An 18327-nucleotide genomic window follows, 5' to 3' on the forward strand; every position below is an offset into this window, starting at 1 on the left:
ATAGGGCGGTTCAGCGTGTCCGCTGAGCCGTCCTAGGCGGTCTTGCGGGCAGCGCCGCGGCCAAGCGCATGGTGGGAAAGCACCATGAACGGCGCGCCGGGCTCGCTTTCCACGAACAAGGTCAGCGCATCCACCGGCACCGGCTGCCGCAGGATGTCGGCGAACAGGCCGTCTATCGCTGCACGCAGACGGGAGCTTTCCTGTGGCCCGACGCGCCCCGAGAGCGTCATGTGGAAGCGGAACGTGTCGAAGACGTAAGGATAGCCCCATTGGCAGAGGTTGCGGAACTCGTCCGGCTTCAGCGCATCGGGGCTGCGGCGCTCGATCTCGGCCTCGGTCAGCGGCGCGCGGAACGGATCGAAAGCACGCACGACCTCGCCGGCGAAATCGTTGAGCGGCGCAAACCGCGTCTCCGGCACCAGCGCGAAGAAGCCGTCGATCTGTCCGACGACCAGGCGCGGGATGACGACCGGTGGCGTCGCCTCGGCGAAATTGTCGAGCGCGGCGCGCAGCGAGGCTTCCGTCTCGTTCGGCGCCAGCCGGAACGGCGCCTTCAGTGTGGCATGGAACCCGTAGCGCCTGGCGGAGGCGGTGTGGAAGGCGACTTCCGCGGCCGAAAGGTCGCCCACGGCCTCGACCGGCCGCGTCGCCGCGCCGAACGGGTCGCGGCCCAGCCAGTTGGCGGCAATGCGCGCCAGCGGCTCGTCCTGTCCCGGGGTGTAGTAGATGGCGTAGCGCATCGGCGTTCCTCGTCAAGCGCGCTGCGCACCCCAAAGGATCAAGCGACGCGCTTCAAGTCATTGTCCTGGCAAGTCGCAGTCCCGAAAACGCTTAGCGCTTGCGGCGACATGCATCAGAACCGCTGCCATAGGTGATTTCCATGACGGATTGACGAAGCTTTCATGGGTTTTCGAAGGCAAGTCCAGCGCGGAGCTCGTTAGCCGACGATTTTCCGCTGATTGTGACCGGCTTGCCCGACTGGCGGTCAGGCTTTCATCAGCCACTCGTGCTCGGCCGCGTTGTGGAATTTCCACGTCCGCTTCGGCCCGGCCATGACGTTGAGATAATATAGGTCGTAGCCATGGCAGGCCGCGCAGGGGTGATAACCCTTGGGCACCAGCACGACATCGCCGTCCTCGATCGCCATCGCTTCGTCCAGCTCGCGCACGCCGTTGCGGTCGGCATCCGTGTAGACGCGCTGGAAGGCAAAACCCTGCGGCGGGTTGAGGCGATGATAATAGGTCTCCTCGAGATATGATTCGGCCGGCAGGTTGTCCTGGTCGTGCTTATGCGGCGGATAGCTCGACGTGTGGCCCCCGGGCGTGATGACCTCGACAACCAGCAGTGAATCCGCCGGCTTGCCCTCGGGCAGGATGTTGGTGACGTAGCGCGTGTTGGTGCCTTTGCCGCGCACCTCCTGGCCGAGATCGTCAGGCCCTATGACGCGCACCGGCAGGCCGCCGCTCAAGCCCGGCGCCGAACAGACGGCAAGCTCCAGCTCGGTGTCGGCGGTCACCGACCAGTCCGAGCCTTGCGGCACATATACCGACCACGGCTTGCCTTCGAAGGGCGACATGCGTTCGCCGAGCAGGCCGAGGTCCTTGCCGCCGGCCGAGGCCTTGCCCTTGCCGGTGACAAACACCAGGCACACCTCGCGGTCGCCGGTCTTGCCCGACGCCGTCTCGCCCGCTTTCAGCCGATGCAGATCGAAACCGACATAGGTCCAGCCGGCGCTTTGCGGCGTGACGTGAGCGACATGGCCGTGGCCCTTGTCGGCCTTGACGAGCAGTTTCGACATGCGGAGCTCCTTGGGTTATTCCTTCGTCTCGGTCGGAGGACTGGCCTGCTCCGCCGGCTTGTAGAGGTAGAAAAACTGCCACACCGCGTAGCCGGTGAAGCCCAGCGCGATGACGCCCCAGAACGGCGTGCCCGACGCGAATTCGATCACCGACCAGATCATGCAGACCGCGACCACGGCGACACGGCGCCATAGCGGCCGGAAGAAGGGATGTTCATAGTCTTTCATCGCGCCTATCCAGGATATGTCCAAAGCGCATCAGATAGACCGGACGCCCGGGCGAATCCACCATTCAGGCCGGAAACCCTTGCGTCTCTACCGCATAGCCGGCAGCCGTCATCACGCGCATCAGCTCCTTGTGGCCCACCTGCGCCATTTTCAGCGGCGGGTTCTTCCTGGGGTCCTGCTCGGCCTCGACCACGAACCAGCCCTCATAGCCGTAGTCGGCGAAGCGCTGGACGATGGCGCCGAAATCGAGCGAGCCGTCGCCGGGCACGGTGAAGGCGCCGAGCGCCACCGCGTCGAGGAAGGACTGCTTTGTCCGGTCGAGGCCGTTGATCACGTCCATGCGCACGTCCTTCACATGGACGTGGTTGATGCGCTTGTGGTGGTTGTCGATGGCGCGCAGCACATCGCCGCCGGCAAAGGCGAGATGGCCGGCATCGAGCAAGAGCGGGATGCCTTCGCCGGAATGGCGCATAAAGAGGTCCAGCTCCGGTTCGGTCTCGACGACCGCCGCCATATGGTGGTGATAGGAAAGCGGCATGCCCTGGTCGGCGCACCATTCGCCGAATTCGGTGACGCGGCGGCCATAGGCTTTCATTTCGTCCTCTGAAAGCTTCGGCTTGGTGGCCAGAGGCTTGGAGCGGTCGCCCTGAATCGAGCGGCCGACCTCGCCATAAACGATGCAGGGAGCGTTGACCGCCCGGAACAGGTCGATCATCGGCTGGATGCGGTCCTTGTTCTTCGCCAGATCCTCATCGACAAGCGTGCCGGAGAACCAGCCGCCGCAAAGCGTGACGTCGGCCGCTTTCAGGATCGGCAGCATCACCTTCGGATCATTGGGGAAGCGGCGGCCCATCTCCATGCCGGTGAAACCGGCCGATCGCGACTGGCGCAGACATTCCTCCAGCGACACGTCGTCGCTGAGTTCCACGAGATCGTCGTTCCACCACGCAATGGGGGACATGCCCAGTTTGGCTTTCAAGTCGTCACTCCAATGTCAGTTCGTCGCGAGGCCGGTTTCAACCCTGGCGGCTGCCCACGGCTTCCTCGTATTTCTTGCGCGCGGCGTTCACCTGGGGCCGCGAGGAGACCTCCGGCACGGCGACATCCCACCAATGGCCGCCGGCGTCGGTCGAGATCAGCGGATCGGTGTCGATCACCAGCACCGTCGTCCTGTCGTTCTTCTTCGCCTTGGCCAGCGCCGTCTCCAGCTCGGCGATCGACGCCACCTTCTCGGCGAAGGCACCCATGCTTAGAGCGTGCGCGGCGAAATCGATGTCAGGCAGGACTTCATGACGGGCGTCCTTGAGCAGATTGTTGAAGTTGGCGCCGCCGGTCGCCATCTGCAGCCGGTTGATGCAGCCATAGCCGCGATTGTCGAGCAGCACGATAGTGAGTTTCAGCCCCAGCATGACCGAGGTGGCGATCTCGGAATTCATCATCAGATAGGAGCCGTCGCCGACCATGACGACGACCTCGTGGCCGGGCTTGGCCATCTTGGCGCCGAGCCCGCCGGCAATCTCATAGCCCATGGTCGAGAAGCCGTACTCCCCATGATACGAGCCGGGAGGGCCCGCTCGCCAGAGTTTATGCAGCTCTCCCGGCAGACCGCCAGACGCATTCAGCAGCATCACGTCGGATCCCATCGCGCGCTGCACGGCGCCGATCACCTGCGCGTCGGAAGGGTAGGCGGCGTTGGTCGAAGCTGTCACCTTGGCCGCGGCGGCCTGCCATTCCGCCTTGCCCTTCAGCGCATTGTCGGTCCAGGCGGCTGGCGCCTTCCAGCCCTTCAGCGCCGAGGAGAGCTCGACGAGGCCCTCGGCTGCGTCCGCGACCAACGGCAGCGCCCAATGCTTGCTGGCATCGAACACCTGCGTGTTCAGCCCGATGATGATGCGGCCGGCATTCTTGAACAGCGCCCAGGAGCCGGTGGTGAAGTCCTGCAGCCTGGTGCCGACGGCAAGCACCACGTCCGCCTCCTCCGCCAGCCGGTTGGCGGCCGAGGTGCCGGTGACGCCGACCGCGCCCATGTTGAGCGGATGATCGTCCCTCAGCGAGGATTTGCCGCCCTGCGTTTCGCAGACCGGAATGCCGGCGCCCTGCACCAGCTTGGCGAGCTCGTCCGAGGCCTGCGAATAAAGCACCCCGCCGCCAGCGATCACCAGCGGCTTCTTCGCGCCCTTTAGCGCCGCGACGGCTGCAGTCAGTTCACTGCGGTCCGGGCGCAGCCGGCGCGGCGTCCAGACGCGCTCGGCAAACAGGCCTTCCGGATAATCATAGGCCTCGGCCTGCACGTCCTGGCAGAGCGAGAGCGTCACCGGGCCGCATTCTGCCGGATCGGTCAGCACCTGCATGGCGCGGTTCAGCGCCGGGATGATCTGCTCCGGCCGCGTGATCCGGTCGAAATAACGCGAGACCGGGCGAAAGCAGTCGTTGACGCTCGCCGTGCCGTCGGAGAAATCCTCGGCCTGCTGCAGCACCGGATCGGGCAAGCGGTTGGCGAAGACATCGCCGGGCAGAAAAAGGACGGGCAACCGGTTCACATGGGCGAGCGCGGCGGCCGTCACCATGTTGAGCGCACCGGGGCCGATCGACGTGGTCGCTGCCATGAAGCGGCGGCGGAAATTCGCTTTTCCATAAGCGATCGCCGCATGCGCCATCGCCTGCTCGTTATGGGCACGGAAGGTCGGCAGCTCGTCGCGCACCTGGTACAGCGCCTCGCCGATGCCGGCGACATTGCCATGGCCGAAGATCGCCCAGACGCCGCCGAAGATCGGCACTGTCTTGCCGTCTATCACGGTCATCTGCCGGCTAAGGAAGCGGGTACCGGCCTGCGCCATCGTCAGGCGAACGGTCTTGGTCATTGTCGTTTCCTCCGGCGTCCCGATGACGTCTTGTTATGCTGCCCGTGTTCTTATGCTGCCTTGCGCCCGCGCGCGGCAAGCCACGCCTCGGTCAATTGCTCGAAGCGCGCCGCCATGTCGGCGATGGCCTCGTCATCCGATATCCGTCCGGCCAGCCATTGTTCGGCGGCGTTGATGAAGATGGTGCGGCCGACAGCAAATCCCTTGACGATCGGAGCATTGCTCGTTGCGGCAAACGCCGCGACCAGCTCGTCCTGCGGCGCCTCCAGCCCGAGGAGAACGACACCCCGGCACCAAGGATCGTTCTTGACGATCACCTGTTCGATCTTCGCCCAGGCGCCTGCCGAGGCCTGCGGCTCGAGCTTCCACCAGTCGGGCTTGATGCCCAGCGCATAGAGCTCCTCCAGCGCGCGCGGAATGGTGGTGTCGTCAAGCTTGCCGTGCTTGCCGGCGATGATCTCGACCAGCAGTTCCCGCCCGACCTTGCGCGCCGCCTCGAACAGCGCGCGCAGCTTCTGCTGCTGCTCGATCTTAAGCGCTTCCGGGTCGTCCGGATGGTAGAAGCACAGGCACTTGATGCAATGGTCGACCGGCCATTCGATCAATTGCGAGCCGATATCTTGCGAGAACTCGAAGCGCAGCGGCCGCGATCCCGGCAATTCGACCGGGCGGCCAAGCCAGGCAAAGGGATGGCGGGCGAACTCGAACATCGCGTCGCGGCCATATTTCTCGTCGATCAGCATTCCGTAGCCGTCGCGCCCCGCGGCCACCTTCGCCGCCGCCTTGACGGTCAGCACCTTGAAGTCGGAGAGGCGCGCGACATCGGCGCCGACCCTTGCCGCGACGTCTTCCAGCTGGACGCGATGGTCGCAGGCCAAGGCCATCAGCGAGGGAATGTCGCGCCGCCGCGTCGTCGCCCAATGGATGTGGTTGATCGCCTCGTCCTTGCGCAGCGCCAGATGCTTGCTGCCGTGCTTCAAGAAGTATTGCAGCTCCTCGAACGTCGGATATTCCGGCGCGCAGAGCAGGCGCGACACGGCGAAGGCTCCGCAGGCATTGGCCCAGGTGGCGGCGGTGGCGAAGCTTTCGCCGCCGAGCCAGCCGCGCAGGAAGCCCGACATGAAGGCGTCGCCGGCGCCGAGCACATTGTAGATCTCGATCGGGAAACCCTTGCCGACGATGCCGTCCTCGAGATCGTCGCTGATCGGCCCGTCATAGACGATGCAGCCCTTGGCGCCGCGCTTCAGAACGATGGTGGCCGAAGACAGCGCGCGGATCGTCTTCAGCGCGCTCAGGCAATCGTCGGCGCCAGAGGCGATCATGATCTCTTCCTCGGTGCCGACGATGAGATCGCAATCCGGCAGCACGGTCTTCAGCTGCGCCGACACCCGGTCCGACTTGACGTAGCGCTCGAAACCCTCGGCATGGCCGGCCAGGCCCCAGAGGTTCGGGCGGTAGTCGATATCGAACACCACCTTGCCACCCTTGGCCTTCATCAGGCGGATCGCCTTGCGCTGGGCGGCATCGGAATTGGGGCGCGAGAAGTGCGTGCCGGTGACGACCACCGAGCGGGCCGAAGCGATGAAGGCTTCGTCGATATCCTCCTCGGCCAGCGCCATGTCGGCGCAGTCCGAGCGGTAGAAGATCATCGGCGAGACGCCTTCGCTCTCGACCGAAAGCAGCACCAGCGCCGTCAGCCGCTCCTTGTCGGTCTTCAAGCCGTCGACCGAGACGCCCTCACGCCGAAGCTGCTCGCGGATGAAGCGGCCCATCTGCTCGTCGCCGACGCGCGTCAGCAGAGCCGAGCGCAGGCCGAGCCTTGCCGTGCCGACGGAAATATTGGCCGGACAGCCGCCCACCGACTTGGCGAAAGAGGTGATGTCCTCCAGCCGCGAGCCGATCTGCTGGCCGTAGAGATCGACCGAGGCGCGACCGATGGTGATGACGTCGAGCGGCGGGTATTTCCCTTCCACGGCTTCGCCCATTCGAACCTCCCATCGGCCTTGTTGTGCAGAGCTGCGTCGTTTTGGGCAGCACGCGCAAAAGGCGGCGTGGCGCCATCAATATGAAATATTAATTCCAATCCGTAGTCAATATGGAATGTGCATTCCCGAGGCAAAAAGCGCTTGGCGGAAACGCTCAGCCCTTGCGCCGGCGACCGGCTTCGCGGCGCTTCTCGCCCACGGCGACGGTCAGCGCCATGGCTAAGGCCATCGTCGCCGATATCGAGCGGAAACCGCCGAAATCGGCCTCGGCCACCTCGAACCAGACCTTGGCGAATTGCGCCAGCGGCGAGAAGGACGAGTCGGTGATTGCCACGATAGGCACGCCCTGCTCCGCGATCGAGCGCGTCTCCTCGATCGTCGCCGGCGCGTAAGGCGAGAAGCTGATGGCGATGACGGCGTCGCGCGGCGTGGCGAAGCCGATCATCTCGGCATTCAGCCCGGCGGCCGACTCCACCAGCTGGCTGCGGATCTTGAGCTTGCCCAGCGCATAGGCGATGTAGGATGCGACCGGATAGGAGCGGCGCTTGGCCAGCACATAGATGGTCTCGGCCTTTGCCAGCAGCGTCACTGCCTCTTCGAAATGCGCGTCGTTGAGCGAGCGCGAGATATCGCCGAGCGAGGTGCTGGCGGCGGCGACGAAGCCGTCGAAGATCGCCCGGTGCCCGCCGCCTTCCTCGGCCTTGGCGCGCAGCGCGGCCAGCCGCTCGTCATAGGAGGAATTGCGTTCGCGCAGGCGCTCGCGGAAAACCTGTTGCAGGCTGGTGAAGCCGTCGAAGCCGAGCTGCTGGGCAAACCGGATCAGCGTCGAGGGTTGCACCCCGGCCGAGGCGGCGATACTCGCCGCCGTTCCGAAAGCGATGTCGTCGGGATTGTCGAGCGCATAGGCGGCGATCTGCGCGATGCGCTTGGGCAGGCTCGCGCGCCTGTCCAGGATCGTCGCGCGCAGTGTTTCGAAATCGCGAGGCACCCGTTCGTCCATCGTCGCTCCGCCCACGCCCATAAAGCTTTGCCCTCTCCTGCCTCATCATAGCGAGTTCACGCAAGAACACCATAAAAAATGATTTGGATGTTCCATTCTCAAGTGAAATGGACTAATTCATCCATAAGGACTTTTCCCTTGTTCTGGAGACAATCGACATGGTCGGAGTGGGCCTCATCGGCACGGGTTTCATGGGCAAGTGCCACGCCATCGCCTGGAGCGCGGTGGGCGCCGTCTTCCCCGATGTCGAGAAGCCGAAGCTGGTGCATCTGGGCGAGGTGAATGACGAGCTTGCCAAACGCAAGGCCGGCGAATTCGGCTTCGCCAAAGGCTCCGGCGACTGGCGCGCCGTGGTCGAGGATCCGGACGTCGATGTCGTCTCGCTGACCACGCCCAACCAGTTCCACCCGGAGATGGCCATCGCCATCCTCGAAGCCGGCAAGCATCTGTGGTGCGAAAAGCCGATGGCGCCGAGTTTCGCCGAAGCCGAAGCGATGGCGAAGGCCGCAAAGGCTTCGGGTAAGGTCGCCGTGCTCGGCTACAACTACATCCAGAACCCCGCCATCCGCCATATCGGCGCGCTGCTCGAGGAAAAGGTCATCGGTGACGTCAATCTCGTGCGCATCGAGATGGACGAGGATTTCATGGCCGACCCGGAAGCGCTGTTCTTCTGGAAGCACGAGGCTTCGTCCGGTTATGGCGCGCTCGACGATTTCGCCGTGCATCCGCTGTCGCTGATCAGGGCGTTGTTCGGCCGCGTCAGCCGCGTCATGTGCGACATGGCCAAACCCTATGCCGATCGCAAGACCGCTTCCGGCGCCCGCCGCGCGGTCGAGACCTATGATATCGCGAGCGTCTTGATGCATCTCGAGAACGGCGTCGCCGGCACGCTTCTCGTCAACCGCTCGGCCTGGGGCCGCAAGGGCCGCATCGCCATCCAGATCTTCGGCTCGAAGGGCTCGATCCTCTACGATCAGGAGCGGATGAACGAGTTCCAGCTCTACCTCACCGCCGACCGGCCGACCGAGCAGGGCTACCGCACCGTTCTGGTCGCGCCACATCACAAGCCCTACGATTCCTTCCTGCCGGCGCCAGGCCACGGCCTCGGCTTCAACGACCTCAAGATGATCGAATGCCGCGAGCTCCTGATGCGCATCGCCGGCAAGCCGGCCCGCGTCATCGACTTCGACGAGGGGCTGGAGATCGAGCGCACCGTGCATGCGATGGCCCGCTCCTTCCAGGAACAGCGCTGGGTCGATGTGAGGTGATCGAGCCGCGCGCGGGGACGGGCGCCACGGCCGCACCGATGCAGAGCCGCGTCTGGACATTCAGGCCAGGTTGATGGCGACGTTGCGCAGCAGCGCCACGGATTTGCGCATGCCTTCCATCGGCGACAGCATCATGTCCTCGTGCTCGATCGACAGCACGTCGTCGTAACCGACCTGTTTCAGCGCGGTGCAGAATTGCCGCCACCAGGTTTCGCCGTGGCCGTAGCCCAGCGTGATGTAATTCCAGGCCCTTTCGGCAAACAGCGTCGGCGGGCGCGCGTCGAGCGTGCCGTCGATGCCGGCCGGCACCGGCTCGACGCGCGTGTCCTTGGCGTGGACATAGTAGATCGCCGAGCCAAGCTTGCGCACGGCGGCGATGGGGTCGGCGCCCATCCACATCGGGTGGCTCGGATCGTAGTTCGCGCCGACCGTCTCGCCGACGGCATCGCGCAGCCGGAACAGCGTCTGGACATTGTACACGGCTTGATGCCCATGCAATTCCAGGCAAAGCTTCCTGATGCCCAGATTGTTCGCGAACGCGACGAGATCGCGCCAGTAGGGAATGATGCAATCGTCCCACTGGTAGCGCTGGATGTCGGCGCATTCGGGCGGCCAGTCGGTTATGATCCAGTTGGGGTTGGCGTCGCCCGGGCCGCCGGGCAGCCCGGACATCATCACCACGCGCTCGATGCCCATGAGGCTCGCCAGCCGGATCGTGTCCTCGGTCACCTGGCGGTGCTTCATGCCCTGCGGCCCCGGATGCAGCGGGTTGCCAGAGCAGTTGAGCGCCGCGATCGTCAGCCCGTGGTCGCTGACCTTGGCGATGAATTCGGCGCGGGTCGCGGGACTTTCCAGCATGGCCGCCAGATCGATATGCGGCGCCGAAGACCAGTTGCCGCAGGCGAACTCCAGCGTCTCCAGCCCGAGTTCGGCGGAGGCGCGCAGCATCTCGTCGAAGGACAGGTTGCCGAGGCTGTCGGTGATCATGCCGATCTTCATTTTTAGCTCCCCGTTGATTTCAGGCCATGCGCTCAGAGCTTTACCGGCTCGAACCGGCCGGACCGTGCTGAGGCGAGCGCCGCCTCGCAAAGGATCATGGCCTTGCGGCCGTCGCTGGCCGTGACCGCCGGCTTCCTGCCCGTTTCGACGCAGCTGATGAAATGATCGATCTCGGCGGCGTAGGATTCCGCATAGCGTTCGACGAAGAAGTAATAGGGTTTGTCGCGCGATATGCCCTTGCCGCCATACATTTCCACCGAGGTCGGCAGCCGGTTGCCGGCGTGCAGCATGCCGTCGGCGCCATGCACCTCGATGCGCTGGTCATAGCCATAGGCGGCCCTGACGCTGTTGTTGATGTGGCATTGGCGGCCGGACGCCGTGCGCAGGATGAACATCGCGGTGTCGTAGTCGCCGAGCTTCTTGTATTGCGGCGCCACCAGCGAGGAGCCGGTCGCGAACAGCTCCACCGGCTCCTCGTCGAGCAGGTTTCGCGCCATGTCGAAGTCGTGGATGGTCATCTCGCGAAAGACGCCCCCGCCTCCGGCCAGCGCTTCCTCGGTTTCGGGCTCCGGGTCGCGGCTGGTGATGATGACCTGCTCGACCGCGCCGATCTCGCCGCCGTCAAGCCGCTCCTTCAGCGCCCGGAAGCTCGGATCGAAGCGGCGGTTGAAACCGATCTGGAACGGCACCCCGGCCTTCGCGACCGCGGCCAGGCATTCGTCCGTGCGCCTGAGGTCGAGATCGATCGGCTTCTCGCAAAAGATCGCCTTGCCCTTGGCCGCCGCGGCCATGGCGAGATCGGCGTGGGTGCGCGTGGCAGAGGCGATGAACACCATCTTCACCGACGGATCGTTCATCACCGTCTCGATGTCCGCGATCTCGGCGCCGGTCGCGCCGGCGACCTTCTCGGCCGCCTCGCGATTGGGATCGACGATGTAGCGCAGCCGCACCTTCGGGTGGCGCGCGAGATTGCCGGCGTGCACCCTTCCGATCAGTCCCACCCCGAACAGACAAACATCCATCATGCGTTCAACTTTCCTGTGCGGCCGTCCGCGACGGCCAGTTCAACATGCCCGGCCGGGCGGTCACTTCACGGCGCCCATGGTCAGTCCGCGAACCAGATGCCGCTGCACCAGCAGCGCGAAGAACACGATCGGCAGCGCGCCGATGACGCCGGCGGCCGACATCGAAGCCCAGTCGGTATCGATACGCCCGATCAGCGTCGCGGTGCCGCGCGGCATGGTCATGGCGCGCGGCGTCGCCGTCAGCGCCAGCGCGAACAGGAATTCGTTGAAGGTGACCAGAACGGCGAAGATGGCGGTAGCCGCGAGACCGGGCGCCGCCAGCGGCAGCGTGATGCGGCGGAAGGCGCCGAAGCGCGAGTCGCCGTCGACCATCGCGGCTTCCTCGAGATCGACGGGGATCTCGCGGAAGAAGCTCTCCATCATCCAGACGCAGAAGGTGACGTTGAAGGCGGTGTAGGTGGCGATCAGGCCGAGCCAGCTGTCGAGCAGGCCGAGGCTGAGCATCAAGAGGTAGACAGGGATCAGGATGACGACCGGCGGGATGATGCGCAGCGTGAGCAGGAACAGGCCGACCTTGCGCTCGGCCGCGAAAGGCAGGCGGAACCTGGCGATCGCATAGGCGCCCGCCGCGCCGACGGCGAGCGCGATGGAGACCGAGAAGAAGGTCACCACCAGGGAGTTCGTCAGGTAGGAGCCGAACTGCTTTTCGGTGAACAGCCGCACGTAATTGTCGAGCGTCGGCACATGCGGATAGAGCGTGCCTTCCTGGGTGATCTCGCGGTTGGACTTGAGCGAGGTGGAGACCAGCCAGTAGATCGGCAGCAGCACGACGGCCAGCACGAAGATGGTGGTGAGGATGCGCGCCAGGCGGGTGTTCATGATGCGTCGATCCTGCGCAGGAGCCTGATCGCGCTGAAGGCGAGCGCGAGCACGACGAGGCCGATCGTCACGAACAGCGCCGCCGCGTATCCGGTCTGCTGGAACTTGAAGGCGGTGTCATAGCCATAGATCGAGATCAGCCTCGTCGCTTCGCCCGGCCCGCCACGCGTCAGCACGAAAACCTGGTCGAAGGTGCCGAAGGCGTCGATGGTGCGCAGCACGATGGCGATCGCCAGCACGGGCCGCATCATCGGGAAGGTGAGGTCAACGAAGACGCGCCATGCGCCGGCGCCGTCGACGCGCGCGGCCTCGAACGGCTCGTGCGGCAGCGATTGCAGGCCGGCGAGCAGGATCAGGAACATCAGCGGCGTCCATTCCCACACGTCGAGCGCGACGAGACCGATGAAAGCCTTGAGCGGATCGCCGAGGATCTGCACCGCGCTGCCGCCCATGGCTGCGGAGAGCGCCGTCAGCATGCCGGCGTCGCTGGCGTAGATCAGGCGAAAGACGATCGCGACGACGACCGGCGTGATCACCATCGGGATGATGAGCACGGTCCTGAGCAGCCGGATGCCGCGAAATTCATGCAGGCAAAACAGCGCCAGCGCGAAGCCTAGCACCGCTTCGATGGACACCGATAGCGCGACGAACCGCACGGTGACCCAGAGCGAATTCAGGAACTGGGCGTCGCTCCACAGGCGCACATAGTTCTGCAGGCCGACATCGGCGACGGGCGAGCCATAGCGGTAGGCCTTGGTGCTGGCCCTCAGACCGTCCCACAGCGGATAGACCAGCACGCCGAGCACGATCGTCAGGCCCGGCGCCAGCATGAGGTAGGGGAGGGCGAGGTCTAGCCCCGCCCCCTGCAGGCGATATTTGCTTGCCTGCATGCCGTTGCGCATCAGTAGTAACCGGCCGTGGTCAGGTAGTCCTTCACCTGCTTGGCCGCCGTGTCCAACGCCGCGCCGCCGCCGGAACCGGCCTGCAATGCCTTGTTGAGCTCGATGCCGAGCAGTTCCTCGACCTTGGCCCAGTCGGGCGTGCGCGGCCTGGGCAGCGCGCCGGCGTCGAGTTGCTGGAGCGCGACCGGGATCAGCCGGTTGCCGGGCTTGGCGATGCCGAAGGCGCTGCGCTTGACGGGAATAGAGCCCGCTTCCGACAGCTTGGCCTGGGTTTCGGCGCTGACATACCACTTCAGGAACTCGATGGAGTTCGCCTTGTTGGGAGCAGATTTCGGCACGCCGGCGATGAAGATGCCCATCTGCGCGATCGCCGACTGCTGCTTCGGCACGACGCCGAAATCGAGCTTGCCGGCCACCTTGGTCTGGGCGGGATCGTCGGCCTTCAGCGCATTGCCCGAATACTGGATGATGGCGCCGGCATCGCCGCCGAGGATCGCCGCGCCCTCCTGGTCGGAGTCGAACTCGACCACCCCGCTCGGAGCGTTCTGCTTCATCGTGCCGACGAAGAACTCGGCGGAGGCCTTGCCTTCGGCAGAATTGAAGATCGGATTCCACTTGTCGTCGAAGAACGAGCCGCCGAACGACAGGAAGACCGGATACCAGCTGGTGACGATCGGGTTGCCGGAGACGCCGCGGAAGACGACCGGGTACTTGATCTTGCCGGCGGCCACCCCTTCCTTGCCCTTGGCGATCACTTCGTCCCAGGTCTTGGGCGCGCCGCCGGTGAAGACATCGTTGCGATAGGTGAGCGTCTGCAGGTCGCCGACGAAGGGCACGCAGATCAGCGTCGGCTTGGCGTTCTCGAAGCCCTTGACGCGCGGCCCCTTCTGCGGCGGCCAATAGCCCATGTCGATCATCGAGCCGATCCAGTCCTTGTCGGACCCGTCGATGCCGCCGGCGCCGAGATCCTCGAGCACGTTGGCGGCGCCGAACTGCGGCACCCACGGGTCGTCGAGCAGATAGAGGTCATACTGGCCGGCGCCGCTCTGGGCATCGGCGAACCACTTCTCCAGGGTCACGCCGTATTCGTCCTCGAGGAACTGGATGTCGAAGCCCTGTTCCTTGGCCAGCGGGATGATCTTTTCCTTGAACGGCGTCAGGCCGCCATCGGCGAAGGCGCCGATGATCACCTTCTTGCCGGCCGCCTTCGCGGGCATAGGCAGCCCGAGCGTGGTGAGGGCGGTGGTCGCCAGAGCCAGGCCAAGCCCGCCCTTTATGACGGAGCGGCGAGTAAGTCTGCTGGAATGCATCATGTCACTCTCCCATTGTTGTTGACCCTGTGGACGGCTGTCAGGCCGGCCGAATTGAAGAAACAGGCGTTCGCCGGGTCGAAGGCGACGCCGATCCTTTCACCCACCACACCCCGGAAATCGCGCCCGGCCCGGACCGAGACGTTGCCGCCTTCGAGGCGGACATTGACCAGCGTCTCGTTGCCCATCGGTTCGACGACGTAGATTTCCCCGGGCAGGGCATCAGGCATGTCGAGGGCGGCAACGCTGCAATCCTCCGGCCGCAGCCCGATTTCGGCGACGGAGGCGGCCCGGCAGGCCGCCAGCCGCGCATCGTCCAGCCGAACGACCTTGCCGGCGGCCATCGGGCCTTGCCCGGAAAGCGCTACGGGCAGGATGTTCATCGGCGGGTTGCCGACGAAGGTGGCGACGAAGCGGTTCGCCGGCCGGTCGTAGATCTCGATGGGCGGTGCCATCTGCTGCAGCTCGCCGCCATGCATGACGGCGACGAAGTCGGCCATGGTCAGGGCCTCGACCTGGTCGTGCGTGACGTAGATGGTGGTGGCGCTGAGGCGCTGGCAGAGCCGCTTGATCTCGCCGCGCATGGTGAGCCGCAGCCTTGCGTCGAGATTGGACAGCGGCTCGTCCATCAGGAACGCCGCCGGGTCGCGCACGATGGCGCGCGCCAGCGCCACGCGCTGGCGCTGGCCGCCGGAGAGCTGGCGCGGCCTGCGGTCGAGCAGGTGGCCGATCTCGAGGACGGCGGCGACCTCGTCGATCTTGGCCTTCCGCCCGGCGTCCGGCGTGCCGCGGATCCATAGCGGATAGCCGATATTCTCGGCGACCGTCATCTGCGGATAGAGCGCGTAGCTTTGGAAGACCATGGCGATGTCGCGGTCGCGCGGCTGCAGCCGGGTGACGTCGCGCTCGCCAATGAAGACCTTGCCGGAGGTCGGCATGTCGAGCCCCGCCAGGATGCGCAGCGCGGTGGTCTTGCCGCAGCCCGAGGGGCCGAGCAGGGCCAGGAACTTGTGGTCCGGCACGGCAAGGTCGAGCGACCTCAGCACGTTGAGCGCGCCGAAGCTCTTGACCACCTTCTGGTACAGAACCGAACTCATTTCCCTCCCCGGCGCCCCATGTTTTCCTCAGGCCTTGCGCTCGTGGACGTGGAAGCCCGCGCCCTCGGCCAGCTTCTTGAGATTGCGATACCCCATCGTGGCATAGGTCAAGGGGTGCGCCTTGGCCGGGTCCTGCTCGGCCTCAACCACCAGCCAGCCGGAATAGCCCTTGTCGGCGAGGATCCTGAGCAGCGTCGGATAGTCGATCGCGCCGTCGCCGGGCACCGTGAAGATGCCTTCCACCACCGCGCCCATGAAGCTCATATCGGTCTCGCGCGCCTTCTTCAGCATCGCCGGGCGCACATCCTTGCAATGCACATGCACGACGCGCTCCACATGCCGGCGCAGCAACTGTTCCGGGTCGCCGCCCGAAAAGGCGCAGTGCCCGGTATCGTAAAGCAGCCCCACAGCCTCGCCGGTCGTCTGCATGAGCCTGTCGATCTCGGCGTCGGTCTCGACGATCGTGCCCATGTGATGGTGGAAGGCCATGCCGACGCCGAAATCGGAGAACCGCTCGGCAAGCCTGGTGATCTTGGCGCCATAGCCCTTCCATTCCGCGTCCATCAGCGTCGGCCGCTGCGAGATCGGATCGTGGATGGCGCCATGCCGGCCGCGCGAGGTGTCGGCATAGACGACATGTTTGGCGCCGAGGTCGCGCAACAAAGTCAGATGCGGCCGGATCGCCTCGAATTCCTCGTCGACCTCCTTCTCGCAGATGCGCCCGTCATACCAGCCGGAGACCAGCGCCAGCCCGTAATGGTCGAGGATGGGCCGAAGGGTGCGGGCCTCGCGCGGAAACTTGCCGCCGAGCTCGGTGCCGGCATAGCCGGCTTGCGCGGTTTCGCTGAGGCAGGTCTCGAGCGGCGTGTCGCCGCCCAGTTCCGGCACGTCGTCATTGGTCCAGGTGATCGGGTTGATGCCAAGTCGAACTGTGGTCATTGCTCGCTTTCCGCCCCGCGGCCGTCATGGCCGCGGGGGTCTGGTCTCGGGAGGAGATGGTCGCGATTGCTGGCGGCGGGCGAAGCCCTGCCGTTTCGTCAGGCGGGAGGCCCTCCCAGCACCCCGCCTCACATGTTCTTGTCGACGTCTTACCCCAACGTCATTGAGCGAAGTCTACGCCGCTCTGTCTCCATCGCGAGGGCCAGTTTTGGAAAAAATGAAGGAACCAGTTGTGTCGGCCGGTGGGTGTGACAGGATGGGGGGATGGGAAATCCGAGAGCATTCACGCGGCACTATGGAAATGAGCGTCGACCGTCGGCGCGAAGTTGGCGGGAACTCGACGCTGCAGGGCGAACTTTTTGCAAGCTCGTGCTGCCAGCTGGCCGCAGAGGCTAGCCCGCATGCGCCCGCCCCCCAAACCCCAGGCTTTCCCGCTCGACATGCTGGCCGTGAACCGCGCCGGCCCCGAGCATCTGTCGCGCCAGCTCTATCACGGCCTCGTCGCCATCATCCGCAACCGGGCGCTTCCCCCCGGCTCGGAGCTTCCATCCACCCGAGCTTTGGCCGCCGAGCTCGGCCTTGGCCGCAACACCATCGTCGCCGCTTACGACCAGCTCGTCACCGAAGGCTATCTCGCCAACCGCCAGGGCGCCCGCCCGGTGATCGTCGACCTGCCCGAGGGCCCCCGCGAGTTACCGCGCGAGGAACAACCCATCCCGCTGCGGTCGCCTTCGCTGCGCGGCCAGCTTCTGCTCAGCCAGCCCTATCATCACGGCCGGCCGGGGCATGTCGCCTTCCACCCCGGCATGCCGGATGCGGGCAGCTTTCCCTTCGGCGTCTGGGGCCGGCTGGTGGCGCGCCGCGCCAGCCATGGCGGCGAGACGCTGTTCGGCACCTATGACGTCACCGGCCACCCGGCGCTGAAGCAGGCGATCGCCGGTTATCTCTATTCCGCGCGCGGCGTGCGCTGCCGGCCCGAGCAGATCGTCATCACCACCGGCGCGCAGGCCGCCTTCGACCTTCTCGCGCGCCTGCTGCTCGACCCAGACGACACGGTGTGGATGGAGGAGCCCGGCTATTACGGCGCCAAGGCCGCCTTCACCGTGGCCGGGGCCAGGGTCGTGCCCATCCCGGTCGACCAGGAGCGCGGCTGGTATCTCGAGCCGCCCGACCCGTTGCCCCGCCTCATCTATGTGACGCCGGCCTGCCAGCATCCGCTCGGCATAACCATGCGCATGGAGGAGCGGTTGCGCTTGCTCGACATCGCCGGGACCGCCAATGCCTGGGTGATCGAGGATGATTTCGACGGCGAATACCGGTTTCAAGGCCGCCCCGTGCCGGCGATCCAGAGCATGGACCGTTCCGGCCGCGTCATCTATGTCGGCACCTTCGCCAAGCTCCTGTTCCCGGCGCTGCGCCTGGGCTTCATGATGCTGCCGCCGGAACTCGCCGGCCGCATCGTCAACGCGCTCTCCACCACCGGCCAGTTCGCGCCGCTGCTCTTGCAAGCCGCCTTGGCCGATTTCATCACCGAAGGCCATATGAGCCGGCACCTGAAACGCATGCGCCGCATCTACGCCCAGCGCCGCCAGCTTTTCCGCGAGATCGTCACCGAACGCCTGCGCGACGAGATCACGCTCTCCCCCGCCGAAGCCGGCATCCAGGTGGTGGGCTATCTGAGGGAAGGCATCGACGACATCAAGGTCAGCCAGGCCGCCGCGAAAAGGGCGATCAACGTCTCGCCCCTGTCGAAATATTTCCAGAACACGGCGCCGACCCAAGGGCTGGTGCTGGGCTACGCGGCTTGTGACGCCGTGCAGACGCGGGACGGGGTGGAGAGGCTGGCTGCGGCGATCGGGGAGGTGCTGGGGTGAGGGGGCACCGGCGCCAGCAGATGATGGCGCACCCGACAGGATTCGAACCTGTGACCTCTGCCTTCGGAGGCCGATTTAGCTAGTCTTTTCAATAGCTTGTCTTTGTACGATATCGTTCGCTAAGCTACTACGACGACTGAGTTTTTGTCGATCCGAAGACCG

At 65.4% G+C, this 18327-nt stretch carries 16 protein-coding genes; 2 read left to right on the forward strand and 14 right to left on the reverse strand.

Annotation, left to right across the window (positions count from 1 at the left end; all coding sequences use genetic code 11):
• Positions 1 to 32: 32 nt before the first annotated feature.
• From ACR64R_RS23430 to ACR64R_RS23460, 7 genes are all read right to left on the reverse strand, one after another.
• Positions 33 to 740, reverse strand: coding sequence for a DUF1045 domain-containing protein (locus tag ACR64R_RS23430; protein WP_487358628.1), 708 nt, complete (start codon positions 738 to 740; stop codon positions 33 to 35).
• A gap of 245 nt (positions 741 to 985) precedes the next feature.
• Positions 986 to 1798 carry a 5-deoxy-glucuronate isomerase gene (gene iolB, locus ACR64R_RS23435; RefSeq protein WP_487358629.1) on the reverse strand — a complete coding sequence of 271 codons (813 nt, stop codon included), beginning with the start codon at positions 1796 to 1798 and terminating at the stop codon, positions 986 to 988.
• A 15-nt stretch (positions 1799 to 1813) separates the two neighbouring features.
• A complete protein-coding gene (locus tag ACR64R_RS23440) occupies positions 1814 to 2026 on the reverse strand; it encodes a DUF3329 domain-containing protein (protein ID WP_487358630.1) in 213 nt (70 codons plus the stop codon).
• Positions 2027 to 2090: 64 nt separating this feature from the next.
• Positions 2091 to 3005: a myo-inosose-2 dehydratase gene (gene iolE, locus ACR64R_RS23445; protein ID WP_487358631.1), complete on the reverse strand. Its 915-nt coding sequence runs from the start codon at positions 3003 to 3005 to the stop codon at positions 2091 to 2093.
• Positions 3006 to 3042: 37 nt separating this feature from the next.
• Positions 3043 to 4887: a 3D-(3,5/4)-trihydroxycyclohexane-1,2-dione acylhydrolase (decyclizing) gene (gene iolD, locus ACR64R_RS23450; RefSeq protein WP_487358632.1), complete on the reverse strand. Its 1845-nt coding sequence runs from the start codon at positions 4885 to 4887 to the stop codon at positions 3043 to 3045.
• Positions 4888 to 4937: 50 nt separating this feature from the next.
• Positions 4938 to 6872, reverse strand: coding sequence for a bifunctional 5-dehydro-2-deoxygluconokinase/5-dehydro-2-deoxyphosphogluconate aldolase (locus tag ACR64R_RS23455; protein WP_487358633.1), 1935 nt, complete (start codon positions 6870 to 6872; stop codon positions 4938 to 4940).
• 154 nt (positions 6873 to 7026) lie between these two features.
• Positions 7027 to 7872 carry a MurR/RpiR family transcriptional regulator gene (locus ACR64R_RS23460; protein ID WP_487358634.1) on the reverse strand — a complete coding sequence of 282 codons (846 nt, stop codon included), beginning with the start codon at positions 7870 to 7872 and terminating at the stop codon, positions 7027 to 7029.
• A 158-nt stretch (positions 7873 to 8030) separates the two neighbouring features.
• On the opposite strand from ACR64R_RS23460, the gene ACR64R_RS23465 reads away from it, so the two are divergent.
• On the forward strand, positions 8031 to 9140 hold the full coding sequence (locus ACR64R_RS23465; RefSeq protein WP_487358635.1) for a Gfo/Idh/MocA family protein: 1110 nt from the start codon (positions 8031 to 8033) through the stop codon (positions 9138 to 9140).
• Between the two features lie 60 nt (positions 9141 to 9200).
• Here the strand turns inward: ACR64R_RS23465 and ACR64R_RS23470 are convergent, their stop codons facing one another.
• Genes ACR64R_RS23470 through iolE (ACR64R_RS23500) form a run of 7 tightly spaced genes read right to left on the reverse strand, consistent with a single transcriptional unit; the run spans position 9201 to position 16291 of the window.
• A complete protein-coding gene (locus ACR64R_RS23470; protein ID WP_487358636.1) occupies positions 9201 to 10139 on the reverse strand; it encodes a sugar phosphate isomerase/epimerase family protein in 939 nt (312 codons plus the stop codon).
• Between the two features lie 32 nt (positions 10140 to 10171).
• The gene (gene iolG / locus ACR64R_RS23475) at positions 10172 to 11164 is read right to left on the reverse strand and encodes an inositol 2-dehydrogenase (protein ID WP_487358637.1); all 993 of its coding nucleotides are present in this window, start codon (positions 11162 to 11164) and stop codon (positions 10172 to 10174) included.
• 60 nt (positions 11165 to 11224) lie between these two features.
• Complete coding sequence (locus tag ACR64R_RS23480) at positions 11225 to 12043, reverse strand: carbohydrate ABC transporter permease (protein ID WP_487358638.1); 819 nt, start codon at positions 12041 to 12043, stop codon at positions 11225 to 11227.
• On the reverse strand, positions 12040 to 12945 hold the full coding sequence (locus ACR64R_RS23485; protein WP_487358639.1) for a carbohydrate ABC transporter permease: 906 nt from the start codon (positions 12943 to 12945) through the stop codon (positions 12040 to 12042). Before ACR64R_RS23485 ends, ACR64R_RS23480 begins: the two co-directional genes overlap by 4 nt.
• Positions 12945 to 14258: an extracellular solute-binding protein gene (locus tag ACR64R_RS23490; protein WP_487358640.1), complete on the reverse strand. Its 1314-nt coding sequence runs from the start codon at positions 14256 to 14258 to the stop codon at positions 12945 to 12947. The genes ACR64R_RS23485 and ACR64R_RS23490 overlap by 1 nt, the downstream gene beginning before the upstream one ends.
• On the reverse strand, positions 14255 to 15352 hold the full coding sequence (locus tag ACR64R_RS23495; RefSeq protein WP_487358641.1) for an ABC transporter ATP-binding protein: 1098 nt from the start codon (positions 15350 to 15352) through the stop codon (positions 14255 to 14257). The genes ACR64R_RS23490 and ACR64R_RS23495 overlap by 4 nt, the downstream gene beginning before the upstream one ends.
• A 27-nt stretch (positions 15353 to 15379) precedes the next feature.
• Complete coding sequence (gene iolE / locus ACR64R_RS23500; RefSeq protein WP_487358642.1) at positions 15380 to 16291, reverse strand: myo-inosose-2 dehydratase; 912 nt, start codon at positions 16289 to 16291, stop codon at positions 15380 to 15382.
• 401 nt (positions 16292 to 16692) lie between these two features.
• Between iolE (ACR64R_RS23500) and mocR the strand changes: the two genes are divergently transcribed.
• Complete coding sequence (gene mocR / locus ACR64R_RS23505) at positions 16693 to 18165, forward strand: rhizopine catabolism transcriptional regulator MocR (protein ID WP_487358643.1); 1473 nt, start codon at positions 16693 to 16695, stop codon at positions 18163 to 18165.
• Positions 18166 to 18327: the final 162 nt, after the last annotated feature.

The organism is Mesorhizobium sp. MC2-1-1 (genome assembly GCF_057597255.1).

Excerpts from the sequence above, each read along its gene's own strand:
- iolD (WP_487358632.1), bottom strand. The coding sequence starts at position 4,887 with ATGACCAAGACCGTTCGCCTGACGATGGCGCAGGCCGGTACCCGCTTC.
- mocR (WP_487358643.1), top strand. The coding sequence starts at position 16,693 with ATGCGCCCGCCCCCCAAACCCCAGGCTTTCCCGCTCGACATGCTGGCC.
- ACR64R_RS23465 (WP_487358635.1), top strand. The coding sequence starts at position 8,031 with ATGGTCGGAGTGGGCCTCATCGGCACGGGTTTCATGGGCAAGTGCCAC.
- iolE (WP_487358642.1), bottom strand. The coding sequence starts at position 16,291 with ATGACCACAGTTCGACTTGGCATCAACCCGATCACCTGGACCAATGAC.
- ACR64R_RS23460 (WP_487358634.1), bottom strand. The coding sequence starts at position 7,872 with ATGGACGAACGGGTGCCTCGCGATTTCGAAACACTGCGCGCGACGATC.
- ACR64R_RS23440 (WP_487358630.1), bottom strand. The coding sequence starts at position 2,026 with ATGAAAGACTATGAACATCCCTTCTTCCGGCCGCTATGGCGCCGTGTC.
- ACR64R_RS23470 (WP_487358636.1), bottom strand. The coding sequence starts at position 10,139 with ATGAAGATCGGCATGATCACCGACAGCCTCGGCAACCTGTCCTTCGAC.
- ACR64R_RS23480 (WP_487358638.1), bottom strand. The coding sequence starts at position 12,043 with ATGAACACCCGCCTGGCGCGCATCCTCACCACCATCTTCGTGCTGGCC.
- ACR64R_RS23485 (WP_487358639.1), bottom strand. The coding sequence starts at position 12,945 with ATGCGCAACGGCATGCAGGCAAGCAAATATCGCCTGCAGGGGGCGGGG.
- ACR64R_RS23455 (WP_487358633.1), bottom strand. The coding sequence starts at position 6,872 with ATGGGCGAAGCCGTGGAAGGGAAATACCCGCCGCTCGACGTCATCACC.
- ACR64R_RS23490 (WP_487358640.1), bottom strand. The coding sequence starts at position 14,258 with ATGATGCATTCCAGCAGACTTACTCGCCGCTCCGTCATAAAGGGCGGG.
- ACR64R_RS23430 (WP_487358628.1), bottom strand. The coding sequence starts at position 740 with ATGCGCTACGCCATCTACTACACCCCGGGACAGGACGAGCCGCTGGCG.
- ACR64R_RS23495 (WP_487358641.1), bottom strand. The coding sequence starts at position 15,352 with ATGAGTTCGGTTCTGTACCAGAAGGTGGTCAAGAGCTTCGGCGCGCTC.
- iolG (WP_487358637.1), bottom strand. The coding sequence starts at position 11,164 with ATGATGGATGTTTGTCTGTTCGGGGTGGGACTGATCGGAAGGGTGCAC.
- iolB (WP_487358629.1), bottom strand. The coding sequence starts at position 1,798 with ATGTCGAAACTGCTCGTCAAGGCCGACAAGGGCCACGGCCATGTCGCT.